The organism is Pseudomonas sp. NPDC089758, from assembly GCF_044748705.1.
GTDB lineage: Bacteria > Pseudomonadota > Gammaproteobacteria > Pseudomonadales > Pseudomonadaceae > Aquipseudomonas > Aquipseudomonas putida_X.
This window is the reverse complement of the sequence record NZ_JBIVGN010000010.1, coordinates 165,495-183,232: the sequence shown is the minus strand read 5'-3', so window position 1 is coordinate 183,232 and position 17,738 is coordinate 165,495. Positions and strand designations below refer to the sequence as shown.

The following is a 17,738-nucleotide window of genomic DNA, read 5'->3' as shown; positions in this document are numbered from 1 at the left end:
CGCCATGCCAATCGAACTGCTGCCGGAAACCCCCTCGCAGACCGCCGGCCCCTACGTACACATCGGCCTGGCCCTGGAAGCGGCCGGTAACCCCACCCGTGACCAGGAAATCTGGAACCGCATGGCCAAGCCAGAGGCGCCGGGTGAACACATCCTGTTGATCGGCCATGTGTACGACGGCAACGGCCACTTGATCCGCGATTCATTCCTTGAGCTCTGGCAAGCCGATGCCAATGGCCAGTACCAGGATGACTACAACCTGGAAAACGCCTTCAACAGCTTCGGTCGCACCGCCACCACCTTCGATGCCGGTGAGTGGACCGTCCAGACCGTCAAACCGGGGGTGGTGAACAACGCTGCCGGTGTGCCGATGGCCCCGCACATCAACATCAGCCTGTTTGCCCGCGGCATCAACATCCACTTGCACACGCGGCTGTATTTCGAGGATGAGGCCGAGGCGAACGCCAAGTGCCCGGTGCTCAACCTGATCGAGCAGCCGCAGCGCCGTGAAACCTTGATTGCCAAGCGTTGCGAGGTGGACGGCAAGACGGCGTATCGTTTCGATATCCGTGTTCAGGGGGAAGGGGAGACGGTCTTCTTCGACTTCTGATACAACTGGGGCCGCAAAGCGGCCCCAATTTCCGCCAATCAGCGTCGAACCAGCAATACCCCACTTTCCATGTGGTGGGTATACGGGAACTGGTCAAACAGCGCACAGCGTTCAATGCGATGCGTGTCCTGCAACTGCTCGATGTTGGCCGCCAGCGTTTCCGGGTTGCACGAGATGTACAGAATCCGTTCGAAGCGCCGCGTCAGCTCGCACGTATCCGGGTCCATCCCCGCACGTGGTGGGTCGACGAACACCGTACCGAAGGCATAACGCTTCAGGTCGATCCCTTCCAGCCGGCGGAACGGGCGAACCTCATTCAGCGCTTGAGTCAGCTCTTCTGCCGACAGGCGCACCAGCCGCACGTTATCCACAGCGTTCTCTTCCAGGTTGCTCAGGGCGGCATTGACCGAGGTCTTGCTGATCTCGGTGGCCAGCACCTGGCGTACCCGGGTAGCCAGCGGCAGGGTGAAGTTGCCGTTGCCGCAGTACAGCTCCAGCAGGTCGTCATCGCGCTCGCCGAGTGCGTCGTAAGCCCAGCTCAGCATCTTCTGGTTCACCGCGCCGTTGGGCTGGGTGAATGCGCCTTCGGGCTGGCGATAGCTGAACACGCGGCCAGCCACGTCGAGTTGTTCCACGGCGTAATCACGGCCGATGACCAGCCGCTTGCCTTTGGAGCGGCCGATCAGGCTCACGCCCAGTTCTTCGGCTAGCTGCCGCGCTGCCACTTCCCAGGCCTCGTCCAGCGGGCGGTGGTAGCACAGGGTGATCATCGCATCGCCGGCAAGGGTGGTGAGGAACTCCACCTGGAACAGGCGATTGCTCAGTTCTTCACTGGCCTGCCAGGCCGCCTTGAGGCGTGGCATCAGTGCATTGATGCGCTCGCTGGCAATGGGGAAATCGTCGATCAGGATGGCCTTGTGCTTTTCGCCCGGGGCGAACATCGCATAGTGGCGCTGGCCGTCCTCGCGCCACAGGCGGAACTCGGCACGCAAGCGATAATGCTCGCGCGGCGAGTCGAACACAGCGGGCTGCGGCGCACCGAAGGGGGCCAGCAGCTCGCGCAGGCGGGTAACCTTGGCCTGCAGTTGCGCGTCGTAGGCGCTAGGGTCGAAGACAGCACTCATGCGTTGAACCAGCCCAGCTTGATGACGAACAGGATGGAAAGGATCACCAGTGCCGGGTTCAGCTCGTGGCGGCGGCCGGAGATCAGTTTGACCGCAGTCCAGCAGATGAAACCGAAGGCGATGCCGTTGGCGATCGAGTAGGTCAGCGGCATGGCCAGGGCGGTGACCACTACCGGTGCGGCCTCGGTCACGTCGTCCCAGTTTATTTCCGCCAGGCCCGAAGCCATCAGCACGGCGACGAACAGCAGCGCCGGTGCGGTGGCGAAGGCCGGTACGCTACCGGCTAGCGGGGCGAAGAACAGCGCCAGCAGGAACAGCACGGCCACCACGATGGCGGTCAGGCCGGTGCGGCCACCGGCGCTCACGCCTGCCGCCGACTCGATGTAGCTGGTGGTCGTCGAGGTGCCCAGCAGCGAACCGGCCATGGCCGCGGTGCTGTCGGCAATCAGGGCACGGCCCATCTTCGGCATGTGGCCGTCCTTGCCCATCAGGCCGGCGCGTTTGGCCACGGCGATCAGGGTGCCCGAGTTGTCGAACAGGTCGACGAACAGGAACGCGAAGATCACGCTGACCAGGCCCACGTCCAAGGCCCCGGCGATATCCAGCTGCAGGAAGGTCGGTGCCAGCGACGGTGGCATCGACACGATGCCGCCGAACGGTGTGACGCCCATCGCGATCGCCGCGACCGTCACTGCGAGAATGCCGATCAGCACCGCGCCGCGCACCTTGAGCGATTCAAGGCCCACAATCAGGAAGAAACCGAGCGTGGCAAGAATGACCGACGGCTGCTTGAGGTCACCCATGCCCACCAAGGTGGCCGGGTTATCGACGACGATGCCGGCGTTATGCAGGGCGATCAGCGCCAGAAACAGGCCAATGCCCGCAGCGATGGCCGAGCGCAGCGGCAGCGGGATGCTGTTCACGATCCACTCGCGTATGCGGAAGATCGACAGCAGGAAGAACATCACCGCCGAGAGGAACACCGCCCCCAGCGCCACCTGCCAGGTGTGGCCCATGTGCAGGACCACGGTGTAGGTGAAGAACGCGTTCAAGCCCATGCCTGGCGCCAAGGCGATCGGGTAGTTGGCAATCAGGCCCATGGTCGCCGAGCCGATGGCCGCAGCCAGGCAGGTGGCGACGAAGATCGCGCCCTTGTCCATGCCGGTTTCGCCGAGAATGCTCGGGTTGACGAACAGGATGTAGGCCATCGCCAGGAAGGTGGTGACGCCCGCAAGAATCTCGGTGCGCACGTTGGTGTTGTGTGCTTTTAGTTGAAACAGCCTTTCCAGCATGCCCGCTCCCCGAGGCGCCCCCGGCGCCGTGAATGTATCGACCCCATCAGCAAAGCACAGGCCGTAGCGGCTGCCGTGGTTTTGCGTGGGGAGGAAAAAAGCCGCGCATCATACCAGCATGACTGGCAGGGGCCTATGGCCGTTCAGGCCGCCGTCAACCATTGTGCAATCGATCCCGCGTAGCCAGTGTCGGGAACAGCTTTATCCACACGCCGGTCACCACCAAGGTGCCCACGCCCCCCAGCACCACCGCCGGCACCGTGCCGAACCAGTGCGCCGTGACCCCCGATTCGAACTCGCCGAGCTGGTTGGAGGCGCCGATGAACAGGCCGTTGACCGCGCTTACCCGGCCACGCATCTCGTCCGGTGTTTCCAGTTGCACGAACGCACCGCGTATCACCATGCTGATCATGTCTGCCGCACCCAGCACCACCAGTACCGCCAGCGAGAACCAGAACGAGGTCGACAGGCCAAAAGCGATGGTGGCCACGCCGAACACCCCGACGGCGGTGAACATGGTGCGGCCGACCTTGCGCTCTACCGGGAAGCGCGCCAGCCAGAACGACATCAGCAGCGCACCCACCGCGGGCGCCGACCGCAACAAGCCCAGGCCCCACGGCCCTGTGAGCAGGATGTCCTTGGCGAACACTGGCAGCAGCGCGGTGGCGCCTCCCAGCAGCACGGCGAACAGGTCAAGGGAAATCGCCCCGAGAATGTCTGGCCGGCTACGGATGAAACGGATCCCGGCCAGCAACGACTCCAGGCTGGCGCGCCCTCGCTGCGGCACCTGCTGGCGCGAATCCAGGCTCAGCATCAGCAGGCATGCAATGGCATACAGGACCACGGTAGGGCCGTACACCCAAATGCTGCCGAAGGCATAAAGAAACCCGCCCACGGCCGGGGCGACGATGGTCGCCGCCTGGGTGGCCGAGGCTGAGGCCGCTACGGCCCGAGGAAACAGCCCGGGCGGCACCACATTGGGCAGCAGCGCCTGGGTGACGGGCATTTCGAACGAGCGGGTAGCGCCGAGCAGGAAGGCGAGGGCGAAGATCAGTTCGCGGCTGACGTTGTCGGTGGCGCTTCCCAACGCCAGCATCAGGGCGATCAGGCCCTGCAGGGTCTGGCACAGGGCCGCGACCTTGCGCCGGTCAAAGCGGTCAGCGACATGCCCGGTGTGCAGCATGAACAGCACCCGCGGGGCGAATTCGACGAGCCCGACCAGGCCCAGGTCGAGCACATTGCCGGTCAGCTGGTAGAGGTGCCAGCCAATGGCCACGGTGAGCATCTGAAAACCGCTGGCGGTGAACACACGGGCCAGCCAGAAGGCAATGAAAGGGCGGTGATGGCGCAACAACTGCGGTGCGGAATCGGACATCGGAAACCTGGGGCCTCGGCGCAGTAGACGGGGGCGGCAGATTATCATCTGTTTGTAACAAACGGTTACTGTTTGCCTGTGTCGGCACGCTTGCACCGGCTTTGGAAGCCCATGAGGCAACTGGTCACGCGGCAAACAACCGCACCGCCTGGCGGGCCATTCAGGACTATGCTTGGTAGCAATCGTTGATCTGGATCAATCGTTCCAGAAGCAACGAATTGGCCTATGGGTCGAAATCCCTGCGATCGAACAGAACAATTCCAACGTGCCGCACTCGACACTAACGCGGGGGCTGTGGGCAACGGGCCACGAGCCCGAAGCCGGATTACCTGAAGAGGAAGCATCATGTTCGGAATAGAAGCCCTTGAGCTCGCCCGAATTCAGTTTGCCTTTACCGTATCGTTCCACATCCTGTTTCCGGCCATCACCATTGGCCTGGCCAGTTACCTGGCGGTTCTCGAAGGCCTTTGGCTGAGGACCAACGAGCAGGTCTACCGTGACCTTTACCATTTCTGGTCGAAGATCTTCGCCGTGAACTTCGGCATGGGCGTGGTTTCGGGCCTGGTCATGGCCTATCAGTTCGGTACCAACTGGAGCCGTTTTTCAGATTTCGCCGGCGCTGTCACTGGCCCACTGCTCACCTATGAGGTGCTGACGGCCTTCTTCCTGGAGGCAGGCTTCCTCGGCGTCATGCTGTTTGGCTGGAACCGTGTGGGCCGGGGCCTGCACTTTTTCTCAACGGTGATGGTGGCGTTGGGTACGCTGGTATCGACTTTCTGGATCCTGGCGTCCAACAGCTGGATGCAGACCCCACAAGGCCACGAGATCATCGATGGCCGGGTCGTGCCGGTGGACTGGCTGGCGATCATTTTCAACCCCTCGTTCCCCTACCGCCTGATGCACATGGCCACCGCCGCGTTCGTTGCCACTGCCTTCTTCGTTGGCGCCTCGGCAGCCTGGCACCTGCTGCGCGGGCGGGATAACCCGGCGGTGCGCAAGATGCTGTCGATGGCCATGTGGATGGCGCTGATCGTTGCCCCCATTCAAGCTGTGATCGGTGATTTCCACGGGCTCAACACCCTCAAGCATCAGCCGGTGAAAATTGCCGCAATCGAAGGCCACTGGGAGAACGTCCCTGGCGAGCCAACCCCGCTGATCCTGTTCGGCATCCCGGACATGGAAGCCGAAACCACCCGCTTCAAGGTCGAAATCCCGGCGCTCGGTAGCCTGATCCTTACCCACAGCCTGGATAAACAAGTGCCTGCCATGAAGGAGTTCCCGCGCGAGGACCGTCCCAACTCGACCATTGTCTTCTGGTCGTTCCGGGTCATGGTGGGGCTTGGTTTCCTGATGATCTTCGTTGGCCTGTGGAGCCTCTGGCTGCGCAAGCGCGGCACGCTCTACACGTCGCGCCCATTCCTGTACCTGACGCTGTGGATGGGGCCATCGGGGCTTATCGCCATTCTTGCCGGCTGGTTCACGACCGAGATCGGCCGCCAGCCGTGGGTGGTGTACGGGCTGATGCGGACGTCGGAGGGCGTGTCCAACCATAGCTACGCCCAGCTGGGCTTTACCCTGATCGCATTCGTGGTGGTGTACTTCGCGCTGTTCGGCACGGGCCTGGGCTACATGATGCGCCTGGTGCGCAAAGGGCCGAAAACCGGCGAGGGCGATGAGCACACCCCAGGTGGCCCAGGCCAGAAACGCACGCCGGCACGGCCGCTGTCTGCTGCCGATGAAGGCCACAAGGCCACTGCCCCCAGCCTGAGCAAGGAGAACTGAGCCATGGGTATCGATCTTCCGCTGATCTGGGCCGTGATCATCATTTTCGGCGTCATGATGTACGTTGTGATGGACGGTTTCGACTTAGGGATCGGCATGCTCTTCCCCTTCGTCGAGGCTGAGCGGGACCGTGACGTGATGATGAACACCGTCGCCCCCGTATGGGACGGTAACGAAACCTGGTTGATCCTGGGCGGCGCCGGGCTGTTCGGGGCCTTTCCGATGGCTTATTCGGTGGTGCTCGAAGCGCTTTATCTGCCGCTGATCCTCATGCTGATCGGCCTGATTTTCCGCGGAGTGGCGTTTGAGTTCCGCTTCAAGGCCAAGGACCACAAGCGCCACATCTGGGACAAAGCGTTCATCGGCGGTTCACTGGTGGCGACCTTCTTCCAGGGGGTGGCGCTTGGGGCGTTCATCGAGGGCTTCAAGGTCGTGGACCGGCACTACGCCGGTGGCACGCTCGACTGGCTGACCCCGTTCAGCCTGTTCAGTGGCCTGGGCCTGATCGTTGCCTACACCTTGCTTGGCTGCACCTGGCTGATCATGAAGACCGAGGGGCCGCTGCAAGCGCAGATGCACAAGCTCGGCCGGCCGCTGGCCCTGGTGTTGCTGGTGGTGATCGGCATCGTCAGCCTGTGGACGCCGATCGCTTACCCACAGATCGCCGATCGCTGGTTCAGCATGCCCAACCTGATCTGGTTCATGCCGGTACCGCTGTTGGTGCTGGTAACCTTCTACGGGTTGTTCAAGGCGGTGGCACGCAGTGCCAACTACACCCCGTTCCTGCTGACCCTGGTGCTGATCTTCCTGGGCTACAGCGGCCTGGGTATCAGCCTGTGGCCGAACATCATTCCGCCGTCGATCTCGATCTGGGAGGCAGCCGCGCCGCCGCAGAGCCAGGGCTTCATGCTGGTCGGCACGTTGTTCATCCTGCCATTCATCCTGGGGTACACCTTCTGGAGCTACTACGTGTTCCGTGGCAAGGTCACCCACGAAGACGGCTATCACTAGGAGGGCCCATCATGGCTGGCAAGCATGGCCTTGAAGAAAAGAAACCCCTGTGGCAACGCCTGGGCTGGCTGGTGCTGATCTGGGCCGCGAGCGTGGCCGCCCTGGGTGTGGCGGCCTATGCGATGCGGCTGTTCATGAGCGCGGCGGGGTTGACCACCCATTGATGATCCGGGGCCGCACTGCGCGGCCCCGCCTTCATTTGCGGGCTTTGAGGATCACGAACTTCGGTGTCGCGGCCACCTGTTCAACCCCCCGGAACAGGCGCGCCAATTTGCTGTGATAGCCTAAGTGGCGATTGCCGACGATGTACAACGCACCGCCAACCACCAAGGCCTCACGCGCCTGTTGGAACATGCGCCAGGCAAGGAAGTCGCCCACCACCTGCTGTTGGTGGAACGGCGGGTTGCACAGCACCACCTCCAGCGATTGCTTTTCCAGCCCGGCCAGGCCATCGCCTGCCTGCACCGTCACCGCGCGATCGCCCAGCGCCGCCTGCCAGTTTTCCTGCGCCGACTGCACCGCCATGTACGATTCATCCACCAGTGTGTAGTGCGCCTGGGGGTTGGCCAGCGCGCTGGCGATGGCCAACACACCGTTGCCGCAACCCAGGTCAGCGACACGGGCATTGCCCAGGCCCTGTGGCAGGTGGGGGAGGAAGGCCCGCGTGCCGATGTCCAGGCCGTCGCGGCAGAATACGTTGGCATGGTTGAGCAGTTCGAGCGCCGGGGCCTCGAGGCGGTAGCGGGTCGGGTAGGGGGAGCGTGCGGCTGGGCGCTCGCTGAAGGTGGCCGTCAGCAAGCGCGCTTTTTTTTGCGCCAGCGAAGCCTGCACCGGGCCGATGTACTTCTCCAGCAGTTCACCCGCAGCCCTAGGCAAGTGTTTGATCATGGCCGCAGCGATGACCTGGGCGCCGGGCGCCAAATGGCCTTGCAAGCGGATCAGTTGCTCTTCGAGCAGTGCAAGGGTTTTAGGCACACGGACCAGCACGCGATCGAAGTGCCCCTGCCAATGCTCGCTGGCGGGCACGAAAGGTACGCTGTCGAAAGCCTTGCCGTTGCGCGCGAGGTTTTTTTCCAGGGCCATGCGGGCCAGGTGCGAATCACCGCTGCTGACCACTGGCACGTGGTCGACCAGGCTGACGGCCAGCGCGCCGAAACTGTCATTGAGTACCAGCACGCTGCTCCCGGCAGCCAGTGGCTGAGCGTGCAGTTGCTCGAGCAGGTATTCATCGGCGGCGTCAAAGGCCTGCAACGGGTCGTTGGCCTGGTCCGGGTGGCGGATCAGGTCGAGTTCGGCATAGGGTGTGATCAACAGGGGCATGGCATCTGGCTCGGGCACGGATCTGCCCGAGACGGATCGTCACGAGCTTTGGTACGCGATTCTACAGGGCTTTGCAGCGGGTCGCAGGCTGGGCTACTGGTCGATCAGGCCCCGCATCATCGCAATGGCGACGGCGCCGGCCTTGTTGGAGGCGTTGGTCTTGGTGATCACGCTGCGGATATGGAAGTTCACCGTGCTGAGCGACAGGGACAGAATGCAGGCAACGTCGGCTGCAGTCTTGCCGGCGGCCGACCACTTCAGCACCTCGAGTTCGCGATCGCTCATCTTCAGTGGCGAACTCAATTTGCCCAGGTGGTGCTCGCAAATGGTGTCATGCAGCGTGTGGCAAAGCCATTGCACCTGGCCGGCCTTGTCGTACAGTTCGTGGATGTCGATCTCGCCACAGGGCCTTGCCACACTGAGCTGTGTCTCGTTGTGCCGGAGGTCGTGCAGCGACTGAGTCCAGCCGTGGCGCAGGCCATGTTTGCACGCCTGCTCACGAAAGTCCGGAGCTTCACGATACAACTCATCGGTCCACAGTACCGGCCCGGTCGACGTGTGGCTCAGTGCAGCTGCCGGATCCTGCTTGTAGAACTCATCGCGCTGATAGCGCTCGATCCAGGCCAGCGGGTAGTTGCTGTACAGGTACAGCCTGGGGGCCTGGGCCGCAAGTTGAATGCGAAGCTTGAGCCCCATGAACTCCATGCCCAGGTCCTGTGCCAGGTGTACCGCAAGGTCGAATACCTTCTGGGGCGTGCTTTCATTGACCAGGCGATGTAAATGCTCGTGATTCCAGTGAGGCATTGGCCCCCTCCGTCGTGTCCTGAGGACTCAATCCGTTTGCATACCGGAACAATTGTAGGAAAAGACCGAGCGGCATGTTGGGTTTTTTTTGTTAAGGAGGTCTCATCTGCCCATGGAAAAGGCTGAGTGGTCGTCTGTGCCCTTACAATCGAACGGTTTTTATCCTGGCCGCTTTGCGCGACACTGTGCGTACGCTATTCACGGAGCCCGTCATGACCGCCAGTGCCGAAAAGTTTACCCGCCAGACCCTGCTGGACGTCCAGCCACTGACGCCTGGCCTGTTCAGCCTGCGGGTGACTCGCGACCCGGGCTTTCGCTTCCGGGCCGGGCAATTCGCGCGGCTTGGCGTGACCAAGGCCGATGGCAGCGTGGTCTGGCGTGCCTATTCGATGGTCAGTGCGCCGCATGACGAGTATCTCGACTTCTTTTCCATCGTGGTGCCGGGCGGGGAGTTCACCAGCGAGCTCAGCCGCCTCGGCGAGGGTGATACCCTGCTGATCGACCGCCAGGCGTTTGGCTACCTGACCCTTGACCGCTTCGTCGGTGGCCGTGACCTGTGGCTGTTGGCGACCGGTACTGGCATTGCGCCTTTTATGTCGATCTTGCAGGACTTCGAGGCCTGGGAGCGTTTCGACAGCATCAAGCTGGTGTATTCGGTACGCGAGGCCAAGGAGTTGGCCTATGTGGATGACATTGCCGGGCTTGAACAGCGTGATTACCTGGCGGAGTTTGCAGGCAAGCTGCAATTCATCCCGGTGGTTACCCGTGAGCAGCATCCGGGTGCGTTGAATGCGCGTATCACCACGCTGATCGAGAACGGCGAGCTGGAAAAAGCGGCGGGGCTCGAACTATCGCCCGAGCACTCACGGGTCATGCTTTGCGGCAACCCGCAAATGATCGATGAGACCCGCAAGGTGCTCAAGGCGCGTGACTTGCAGTTGAGCTTGAGCAAGCGGCCTGGCCAGGTGGCCGTGGAGAATTACTGGTAGCTGCAAGCTGCAAGCTGCAAGCTACAAGCTACAAGCTGCGAGCGTTGCGCCGAGCGGCTTTTCTCTTGCCGCTTGCAGCTTGCCGCTTGTGGCTCCTCAGGGCAGGCGATTCTGGTTCTGGGATTTGAGCAAATCCCGGATCTCGGTCAGCAGCGTTTCCTGAGGGGTGGGTGTTGGCGGAGCGCTTGGCGCCACGGCCTCTTCGCGCTTCAGGCGGTTGATAGCCTTCACACCCATGAAGATGGCGAATGCCACGATCACGAAGTCGATCACCGTCTGGATGAACTTGCCGTAGGCCAGCACCACGGCCGGTACGTCACCTTCAGCTGCCTTCAAGGTAATCGCCAGGTCACTGAAGTCCACGCCCCCGATCAGCAGCCCCAGCGGGGGCATGATGACGTCGCCGACGAAGGAGGAGACGATCTTGCCGAACGCCGCGCCGATAATGATACCGACCGCCATGTCGACGACATTTCCCTTGACCGCGAAGGCCTTGAACTCACTGATCATTCCCATGTTCGATATCCCTTATAACAAATGGTGGCGTCAACCCAGTGTAAACCAGCAAAACGCTTGATGCTTGCCGCTCAGGGGTAATGACTGCTCCAGGCAGGAATAGTTTTGTCGCATCCAGGCGCGATCACGACCGCTCTGCGTCGGCTATCATGGCCACTTTTTCCAGGAGACCCTGCCCATGGCCAAGGCCAAGCGCTTGTATGGCTGCACCGAGTGCGGCGCTACCTTTCCCAAATGGGCCGGCCAGTGTGGCGAATGCGGGGCCTGGAACACCCTGGTCGAAACCATGATCGAGAGCGGTGGCGCAGCGCCACCCAGCGGTCGCGCCGGCTGGACCGGGCAGCAGGCGCAGATCAAGACCCTGGCCGAAGTCAGCGTCGAGGAGATTCCACGCTTCACCACCAGCAGCACCGAACTCGATCGCGTGCTCGGTGGCGGCCTGGTCGATGGCTCGGTGGTGTTGATCGGTGGTGATCCGGGCATCGGCAAATCGACCATTCTGCTGCAGACCTTGTGCAACATTGCCGTTGGCATGCCGGCACTGTATGTCACCGGCGAAGAATCGCAACAGCAGGTGGCCATGCGCTCACGCCGCCTGGGGCTGCCCCAGGACCAACTCAAGGTGATGACCGAGACGTGCATCGAAACGATCATCGCCACGGCTCGTCAGGAGAAGCCCCGGGTCATGGTCATCGATTCGATCCAGACCATCTTCACCGAGCAATTGCAATCCGCGCCCGGCGGTGTCGCCCAGGTGCGCGAAAGTGCGGCTCTGCTGGTGCGCTACGCCAAACAGAGCGGTACGGCGATCTTCCTGGTCGGCCACGTCACCAAGGAAGGCTCGCTGGCGGGGCCGCGAGTGCTGGAGCACATGGTCGACACCGTGTTGTATTTCGAGGGTGAGTCCGACGGCCGCTTGCGCTTGCTGCGTGCGGTGAAGAATCGCTTCGGTGCGGTCAATGAACTGGGCGTCTTCGGCATGACCGACCGTGGGCTCAAAGAGGTGTCCAACCCATCGGCGATCTTCCTCAACCGGGCTCAGGAAGAAGTACCGGGTAGCGTGGTCATGGCCACCTGGGAAGGTACCCGGCCGATGCTGGTAGAGGTTCAGGCGCTGGTCGATGACAGCCACCTGGCCAACCCGCGGCGTGTCACCCTGGGCCTGGACCAGAACCGCTTGGCCATGTTGCTGGCGGTGCTGCACCGCCATGGTGGCATCCCCACCCATGACCAGGACGTGTTTCTCAATGTCGTCGGCGGCGTGAAGGTCCTTGAAACCGCGTCGGATCTGGCCTTGTTGGCTGCAGTGATGTCCAGCCTGCGCAACCGGCCGTTGGCCCATGGGCTGCTGGTATTTGGCGAGATCGGTTTGTCGGGCGAGGTGCGGCCGGTTCCCAGTGGCCAGGAGCGCCTCAAAGAAGCGGCAAAACATGGCTTCAAGCGGGCCATCGTGCCCAAGGGCAACGCGCCGAAGGAATCACCGGCCGGCTTGCAAGTGATCGCCGTGACCCGGCTCGAGCAGGCCCTGGACGCCTTGTTCGAGTAACCCGCTTGCGGGGTGGGCCGTGGGCCGCTGCAGGCAAACAAAAAGGGGGAGCCGACGATGCGCATCGGCTCCCCCTGCTTTACCGCTCAGTCAGCGGTCAGTGCTCGGCTACCGGCGTTCGCCTGGGCGCCGTATTGCCATGCTCGTCCTGCTCCAGCACCGGCACCTCATTACCCTCGGCGTCGAACAGCTTGCCTTCCTTGAAGTAGTCGCCATCGCGCAGCGCAGAGATGTCCGAGTACTGGATGGTGCGCTCGTAGCCTGCGGCGAATACTGACTGCTGGTCCGAATTGCCTGCCGTGAAATGGTTGAAGATCAGGTTCAGCACGATGGCCATGATCGCTGCCGAGCTGATGCCGGAGTGGAAGATGGTCTCGAACCAGTTCGGGAAGTGGTGGTAGAAGTTCGGCGCGGCAATCGGGATCATGCCAAAGCCCAGCGAAGCGGCGACGATGATCAGGTTGACGTTGTTCTTGTAGTTGACCTTGGACAGGGTGCGGATGCCGCTGGCAGCCACAGTGCCGAACAGCACGATGCCTGCGCCGCCCAGTACCGGCGTCGGCACTGCTGCAATCACCCGGCCCATCACCGGCAGCAGGCCCAGCACCACCAGGATCACGCCACCGGTGGCCACCACGTAGCGGCTCTTGACCCCGGTCACGGCCACCAGGCCTACGTTCTGGGCAAAGGCGCTCTGAGTGAACGAGCCGAAGACCGGTGCCAGGATGCTCGAGGCCATGTCGGCGCGCAGGCCATTACCCAGGCGCTTGGAGTCGACCTTGGTATCGATGATTTCACCTACGGCCAGGATGTCGGCCGAGGTTTCCACCAGGGTCACCATGATCACGATGCACATCGACAGGATTGCCGCGATGTGGAAAGTCGGCATGCCGAAGTGGAAAGGGGTGGGGAAGGCGAACATCGGGCCTTCGGCGACTTTGCTGAAGTCGGTCATGCCCAGCGCCCAGGCAATCAGGGTGCCGCACACCATGGCCAACAGAATCGAAAGGCGCGAAATGGTCGCGTTGCCCAGTTTGCTCAGCAGCAGCACGATGGCGAAGGTCAGCGCTGCCAGGCCGATGTTGGCCATGCTGCCGAATTCCGGCGAAGCACTGTTGCCGCCCATCACCCAGCGTGCGGCCACCGGCATCAGCGTCAGGCCGATGGTGGTGATGACGATGCCGGTGACCAGCGGCGGGAAGAACTTGGTGATGCGCGAGAACACCGGGGTGATCAGAAAGCCGATCAGCGATGCCGCCATGACTGCACCCAGCACGCCTGGCAAGCCACCACCGTCCTGGCTGCTGAGAATCGCCCCCATGGTTGCCACGCCAGCGAACGATACGCCCTGCACCAACGGCAGCTGGCATCCAAAGAATGGCAGGCCGAGTGTTTGCAGCAGCGTTGCCAAGCCTCCGGCAAACAGCGAGGCCGCGATAAGCATGCCTATCTCGGCACCGTTCAGGCCCGCAGCCTGCCCAAGGATCAGCGGTACTGCGACGATCCCTCCATACATGGTCAGCACATGCTGAAGGCCATAAGCCAAGTTGGCTCCAAGGCCGAGGTTTTCGTCCTCGGGGCGCTTGGCGGGAGACGTGCTAGGGGACGTAGTCATTGAGCAGGCTCACTGTTTATTGTTGTGCCGCTACTGTAGACACTTCCTACAAATGATTGCTACAAGAATTGTATACAATATTTTGATTGGAGCGCGAACAAGCAGGCTTGCAGGGTGTGCAAGAACGCAATGCAGATCGCGTACCAACTCGTTGAATACGATGTTAGAGGGGTGTGTACAACGTGGTGATACCCAGCTTGAAAGCTGTCTGGGTAGACAAGAAACACAAGGTGGGAAAGCTATTAGCTAGCTAAGAGATCCCATTATTCGATGAGTTGACGCAGCTCGCGCATCATTTCGGTGCTGTCGGCCACGTTCAATTCCACAAGACGGTGCAAATGGCTCATCGAATCGATGTCGATGTACAGGCAAATGAACCCCAACCGCTTCGCCTCTTCATGGCGCAGTTCCACTTGCATTTGCACATGGGTGTGGGGGTCCAACTGGATGATCGCATCGAAGTCTTGCGTGAGGTCGGCGTTCCACGGCTCAGGGCGCTCGATCAACAGGCCCTTGAGCGAAAGATCGAGCAGTTTGACCGGCCAGCGGCGATCGCCCTGGCGCAGTTCGGTGGGGGCGTCGAAATCAATGCGCTGGAAGCGCCGGCGATCGTCGGAAGGAGTGGTCATGGCGGGCCCTCGTCATTAGCACTGACTATAGACCAGCCACGGGCACTCCTGCCGGATGAAAGGTGACACGGATGACATAGGACCGCGTCACCTCGCGACGCTCTTACTTGGCAACAAAATTGAGATCGACTACCTGATAGAAGGCCTTGTCGGTCTCAGCTATTTCCCACACGCCCAGCAGTACGTGATAGCCCTGGCGCTCCGGGAGCTTCAGCGTATGGGTGGTGGGTTGCGCCGGCCACATCTGCTCGTCGGTGAAGCCCCAGTAAGGCTGGAGTTCATTGAGGAATGTGGCGAACGGCTGCGGCTCGAACTGGGCACGGGTCAGCGGCTCCCCGGCGTTCCAGTCGGCTTTGGTGATGAAGTAGTTGAAACGGCGATATTTGTGGCGCGCACTGAAACTCCAGACAAAATCAAGGGATGCGCCGCTGGCAACCTCATGCTTGTCCCACTCGACATCCGTTTTGTCCAGGTAGGCCGCGCCGGGCCGCTCGCCGCTGGCAATCTTGCCATCGGCTGGCGGTGCAATATTTGTTACGTCGTCCTTAGCATAGGGGTCGGTCAGGCCACCGGTCGTCTCCGGAAAGAACTTGCCGCTTTCGATCCCGTTGTGAAGATTCCCGTCTATAAGGCGTCTTTCTTCAGCGAAGGTGGCGCGGGACTTTGGGGTCGCAATCGAACCATGGGTGGGGGCGATGGGGCCTGAGCGTTGAGCGGTGCCGGCTTTTTCCGTGGTCATGATCGTTTCCTTTTGGCTGGCTTTTCAGATGATCGACGCACAATTGCAGCGTGTGCAGATTCGCCAATCGCGTGTCGTCCAAGGGCAATCGACTTGCCTGATCATTGAAAGCCGATGCCCCTTTCCTGAACAACTGGCAGAAATGACAGGCCCGCCAGCAGGCCTGTTGCCTCCCAGGCATGAGGTGGTGCGGGTAGCTGCGTTCTAGAGCCTGTGCTCGCCGGTGGCTACATGCCAATTCGGGATGGTAAACCCTTCAAGCAAGCCCTAGACTCAAGGGGCTGTCTATTCCAACCACTTAGCTGGAAGCATGCCATGAACAACAATAACAGCCTGCTACGCCACATCCCGTGGCTGGCGCTGGCGGTCATCGGGGCTTGTGCGCTGGGTGTGGTCGCCCTGCGTCGAGGCGAGGCGATCAATGCCTTGTGGATCGTGGTCGCGGCAGTGGCCATCTACCTGGTCGCCTACCGTTACTACAGCCTGTTCATCGCCACCAAGGTGATGCAACTCGACCCACGCCGAGCGACCCCTGCGGTGCTCAACAACGACGGTCTGGACTACGTCCCGACCAACAAACACATTCTTTTCGGTCACCACTTCGCCGCCATCGCTGGCGCCGGCCCCCTGGTCGGTCCCGTGCTCGCTGCGCAAATGGGCTACCTGCCCGGCACGCTCTGGCTGATCGCCGGTGTGGTGCTGGCCGGTGCGGTGCAGGACTTCATGGTCCTGTTCCTGTCCACCCGCCGCAACGGCCGCTCGCTGGGCGACATGGTGCGCGAGGAGATGGGCCGCATCCCAGGCACCATCGCCCTTTTCGGCTGCTTCCTGATCATGATCATCATCCTCGCGGTGCTGGCGCTGATCGTGGTCAAGGCCCTGGCTGAAAGCCCATGGGGCATGTTCACGGTGATGGCGACCATCCCGATCGCGATGTTCATGGGCATCTACATGCGCTACATCCGCCCGGGGCGTATCGGCGAGATTTCGGTCGTCGGCGTGGTCCTGCTGCTGGCGTCGATCTGGCTGGGGGGCCAGATTGCCGCAGATCCGGTCTGGGGCCCGGCGTTCACCTTCACCGGCGTGCAGATCACCTGGATGCTGGTGGGTTACGGCTTCGTCGCCGCCGTGCTGCCTGTGTGGCTGGTGCTGGCGCCGCGTGACTACCTGTCGACCTTTCTCAAGATCGGCACCATCCTCGGCCTTGCCATCGGTATCCTGATCATCGCGCCAGAGCTGAAAATGCCTGCGCTGACCCAGTTCACCGACGGCACAGGCCCGGTGTGGAAGGGCACACTGTTCCCGTTCCTGTTCATCACCATCGCCTGTGGTGCGGTGTCCGGCTTCCACGCGCTGATTTCCTCGGGGACCACGCCGAAGCTGCTGGACAACGAAACCAACGCCCGCTACATCGGCTACGGCGGCATGCTGATGGAGTCGTTCGTCGCCATCATGGCCATGGTCGCCGCCTCGGTCATCGAGCCAGGCGTTTATTTCGCCATGAACAGCCCGGCCGCAGTGGTCGGTACCGACGTCGTGTCGGTGGCCCAGACGGTCAGCAGTTGGGGGTTCCTCATCACCCCCGAGCAGCTTGAGGCCGTAGCCCGCGACATCGGCGAGCACACCGTCCTGGCCCGTGCCGGGGGTGCGCCGACGCTGGCGGTGGGTATTGCGCAGATCCTGCACCAGGTGCTGCCGGGTGAAAACACCATGGCCTTCTGGTACCACTTCGCGATCCTGTTCGAAGCCCTGTTCATCCTGACCGCAGTGGACGCCGGTACCCGTGCCGGCCGCTTCATGCTGCAGGACCTTCTGGGCAGCTTCGTACCGGCGCTCAAGCGTACCGAGTCGTGGACCGCCAACCTGATCGGCACGGCCGGCTGCGTGGCGCTTTGGGGTTACCTGCTGTATCAGGGCGTGATCGACCCGCTGGGTGGCATCAACACCCTGTGGCCACTGTTCGGCATCTCCAACCAGATGTTGGCCGGTATCGCCCTGATGCTCGGCACCGTGGTGTTGATCAAGATGAAGCGCCAGCGCTACATGTGGGTCACCTTGCTGCCAGCGGTGTGGCTGCTGATCTGCACAACCACTGCAGGGCTGATCAAGCTGTTCGACCCGAACCCTGCGGTTGGCTTCCTGGCCCTGGCCGAGAAGTACAGCACCGCCCTGGATGCCGGTCAGGTGCTGGCCCCAGCCAAGGACATCGGGCAGATGCAGCATGTGATCTACAACGCCTACACCAACGCCGGGCTCACCGTGTTGTTCCTGGTTGTGGTGTTCAGTGTGCTGTTCTTTGCGGTCAAGGTCGGTTACGCCGCCCTCGGTCGCAAGGAACGCACCGACAAGGAAACCCCGTTCCAGGCACTGCCTGACGCTTGAGAGG

The 17,738-nt window shown here is 62.0% G+C and carries 16 protein-coding genes; 7 read left to right on the top strand and 9 right to left on the bottom strand.

What is annotated here, in order from left to right:
• Window positions 1–4 precede the first annotated feature (4 nt).
• Complete coding sequence (gene pcaG / locus ACIPZH_RS15775; RefSeq protein WP_349976382.1) at window positions 5–610, top strand: protocatechuate 3,4-dioxygenase subunit alpha; 606 nt, start codon at window positions 5–7, stop codon at window positions 608–610.
• A 38-nt stretch (window positions 611–648) separates the two neighbouring features.
• Here the strand turns inward: pcaG and trmA are convergent, their stop codons facing one another.
• From trmA to ACIPZH_RS15760, 3 genes are all read right to left on the bottom strand, one after another.
• Complete coding sequence (gene trmA, locus ACIPZH_RS15770) at window positions 649–1,734, bottom strand: tRNA (uridine(54)-C5)-methyltransferase TrmA (RefSeq protein ID WP_241806541.1); 1,086 nt, start codon at window positions 1,732–1,734, stop codon at window positions 649–651.
• Window positions 1,731–3,026, bottom strand: a complete 1,296-nt coding sequence (locus ACIPZH_RS15765) for an NCS2 family permease (protein WP_241806542.1) — start codon at window positions 3,024–3,026, stop codon at window positions 1,731–1,733. The genes trmA and ACIPZH_RS15765 overlap by 4 nt, the downstream gene beginning before the upstream one ends.
• A 154-nt stretch (window positions 3,027–3,180) precedes the next feature.
• Entirely contained in the window at window positions 3,181–4,401 is a 1,221-nt protein-coding gene (locus ACIPZH_RS15760) for an MFS transporter (RefSeq protein WP_400636810.1), read from the bottom strand.
• 345 nt (window positions 4,402–4,746) lie between these two features.
• Here ACIPZH_RS15760 and ACIPZH_RS15755 point away from each other — a divergent pair, with 345 nt between their 5' ends.
• From ACIPZH_RS15755 to ACIPZH_RS15745, 3 genes are read left to right on the top strand one after another with little or no spacing between them, the layout of a single operon-like run.
• On the top strand, window positions 4,747–6,183 hold the full coding sequence (locus tag ACIPZH_RS15755) for a cytochrome ubiquinol oxidase subunit I (RefSeq protein ID WP_241806544.1): 1,437 nt from the start codon (window positions 4,747–4,749) through the stop codon (window positions 6,181–6,183).
• A gap of 3 nt (window positions 6,184–6,186) precedes the next feature.
• Complete coding sequence (cydB, locus tag ACIPZH_RS15750; protein WP_241806545.1) at window positions 6,187–7,194, top strand: cytochrome d ubiquinol oxidase subunit II; 1,008 nt, start codon at window positions 6,187–6,189, stop codon at window positions 7,192–7,194.
• A gap of 8 nt (window positions 7,195–7,202) precedes the next feature.
• The gene (locus ACIPZH_RS15745) at window positions 7,203–7,358 is read left to right on the top strand and encodes a DUF2474 domain-containing protein (RefSeq protein WP_267823870.1); all 156 of its coding nucleotides are present in this window, start codon (window positions 7,203–7,205) and stop codon (window positions 7,356–7,358) included.
• Between the two features lie 31 nt (window positions 7,359–7,389).
• Here the strand turns inward: ACIPZH_RS15745 and ACIPZH_RS15740 are convergent, their stop codons facing one another.
• The gene (locus ACIPZH_RS15740) at window positions 7,390–8,514 is read right to left on the bottom strand and encodes a methyltransferase (RefSeq protein ID WP_400629187.1); all 1,125 of its coding nucleotides are present in this window, start codon (window positions 8,512–8,514) and stop codon (window positions 7,390–7,392) included.
• A gap of 93 nt (window positions 8,515–8,607) precedes the next feature.
• Window positions 8,608–9,318 (bottom strand): autoinducer binding domain-containing protein, encoded by a 711-nt coding sequence (locus tag ACIPZH_RS15735; RefSeq protein ID WP_400636808.1) that lies wholly within the window; start codon window positions 9,316–9,318, stop codon window positions 8,608–8,610.
• Between the two features lie 212 nt (window positions 9,319–9,530).
• Here ACIPZH_RS15735 and ACIPZH_RS15730 point away from each other — a divergent pair, with 212 nt between their 5' ends.
• Window positions 9,531–10,307: a ferredoxin--NADP reductase gene (locus tag ACIPZH_RS15730; RefSeq protein WP_241806548.1), complete on the top strand. Its 777-nt coding sequence runs from the start codon at window positions 9,531–9,533 to the stop codon at window positions 10,305–10,307.
• Window positions 10,308–10,403: 96 nt separating this feature from the next.
• Here ACIPZH_RS15730 and mscL read toward each other — a convergent pair whose 3' ends face one another.
• Window positions 10,404–10,823 carry a large-conductance mechanosensitive channel protein MscL gene (mscL, locus tag ACIPZH_RS15725; RefSeq protein WP_267820948.1) on the bottom strand — a complete coding sequence of 140 codons (420 nt, stop codon included), beginning with the start codon at window positions 10,821–10,823 and terminating at the stop codon, window positions 10,404–10,406.
• A 178-nt stretch (window positions 10,824–11,001) separates the two neighbouring features.
• Between mscL and radA the strand changes: the two genes are divergently transcribed.
• Window positions 11,002–12,369 carry a DNA repair protein RadA gene (gene radA / locus ACIPZH_RS15720; RefSeq protein ID WP_241806550.1) on the top strand — a complete coding sequence of 456 codons (1,368 nt, stop codon included), beginning with the start codon at window positions 11,002–11,004 and terminating at the stop codon, window positions 12,367–12,369.
• A 97-nt stretch (window positions 12,370–12,466) separates the two neighbouring features.
• Here radA and ACIPZH_RS15715 read toward each other — a convergent pair whose 3' ends face one another.
• From ACIPZH_RS15715 to ACIPZH_RS15705, 3 genes are all read right to left on the bottom strand, one after another.
• Window positions 12,467–13,984 (bottom strand): nucleobase:cation symporter-2 family protein, encoded by a 1,518-nt coding sequence (locus ACIPZH_RS15715; RefSeq protein WP_241806551.1) that lies wholly within the window; start codon window positions 13,982–13,984, stop codon window positions 12,467–12,469.
• Window positions 13,985–14,247: 263 nt separating this feature from the next.
• Window positions 14,248–14,613 carry a PilZ domain-containing protein gene (locus ACIPZH_RS15710; RefSeq protein WP_046784718.1) on the bottom strand — a complete coding sequence of 122 codons (366 nt, stop codon included), beginning with the start codon at window positions 14,611–14,613 and terminating at the stop codon, window positions 14,248–14,250.
• 103 nt (window positions 14,614–14,716) lie between these two features.
• Window positions 14,717–15,352, bottom strand: a complete 636-nt coding sequence (locus ACIPZH_RS15705; protein ID WP_400636806.1) for a lytic polysaccharide monooxygenase auxiliary activity family 9 protein — start codon at window positions 15,350–15,352, stop codon at window positions 14,717–14,719.
• Window positions 15,353–15,667: 315 nt separating this feature from the next.
• Here ACIPZH_RS15705 and ACIPZH_RS15700 point away from each other — a divergent pair, with 315 nt between their 5' ends.
• Window positions 15,668–17,734, top strand: a complete 2,067-nt coding sequence (locus ACIPZH_RS15700; RefSeq protein ID WP_400629193.1) for a carbon starvation CstA family protein — start codon at window positions 15,668–15,670, stop codon at window positions 17,732–17,734.
• Window positions 17,735–17,738: the final 4 nt, after the last annotated feature.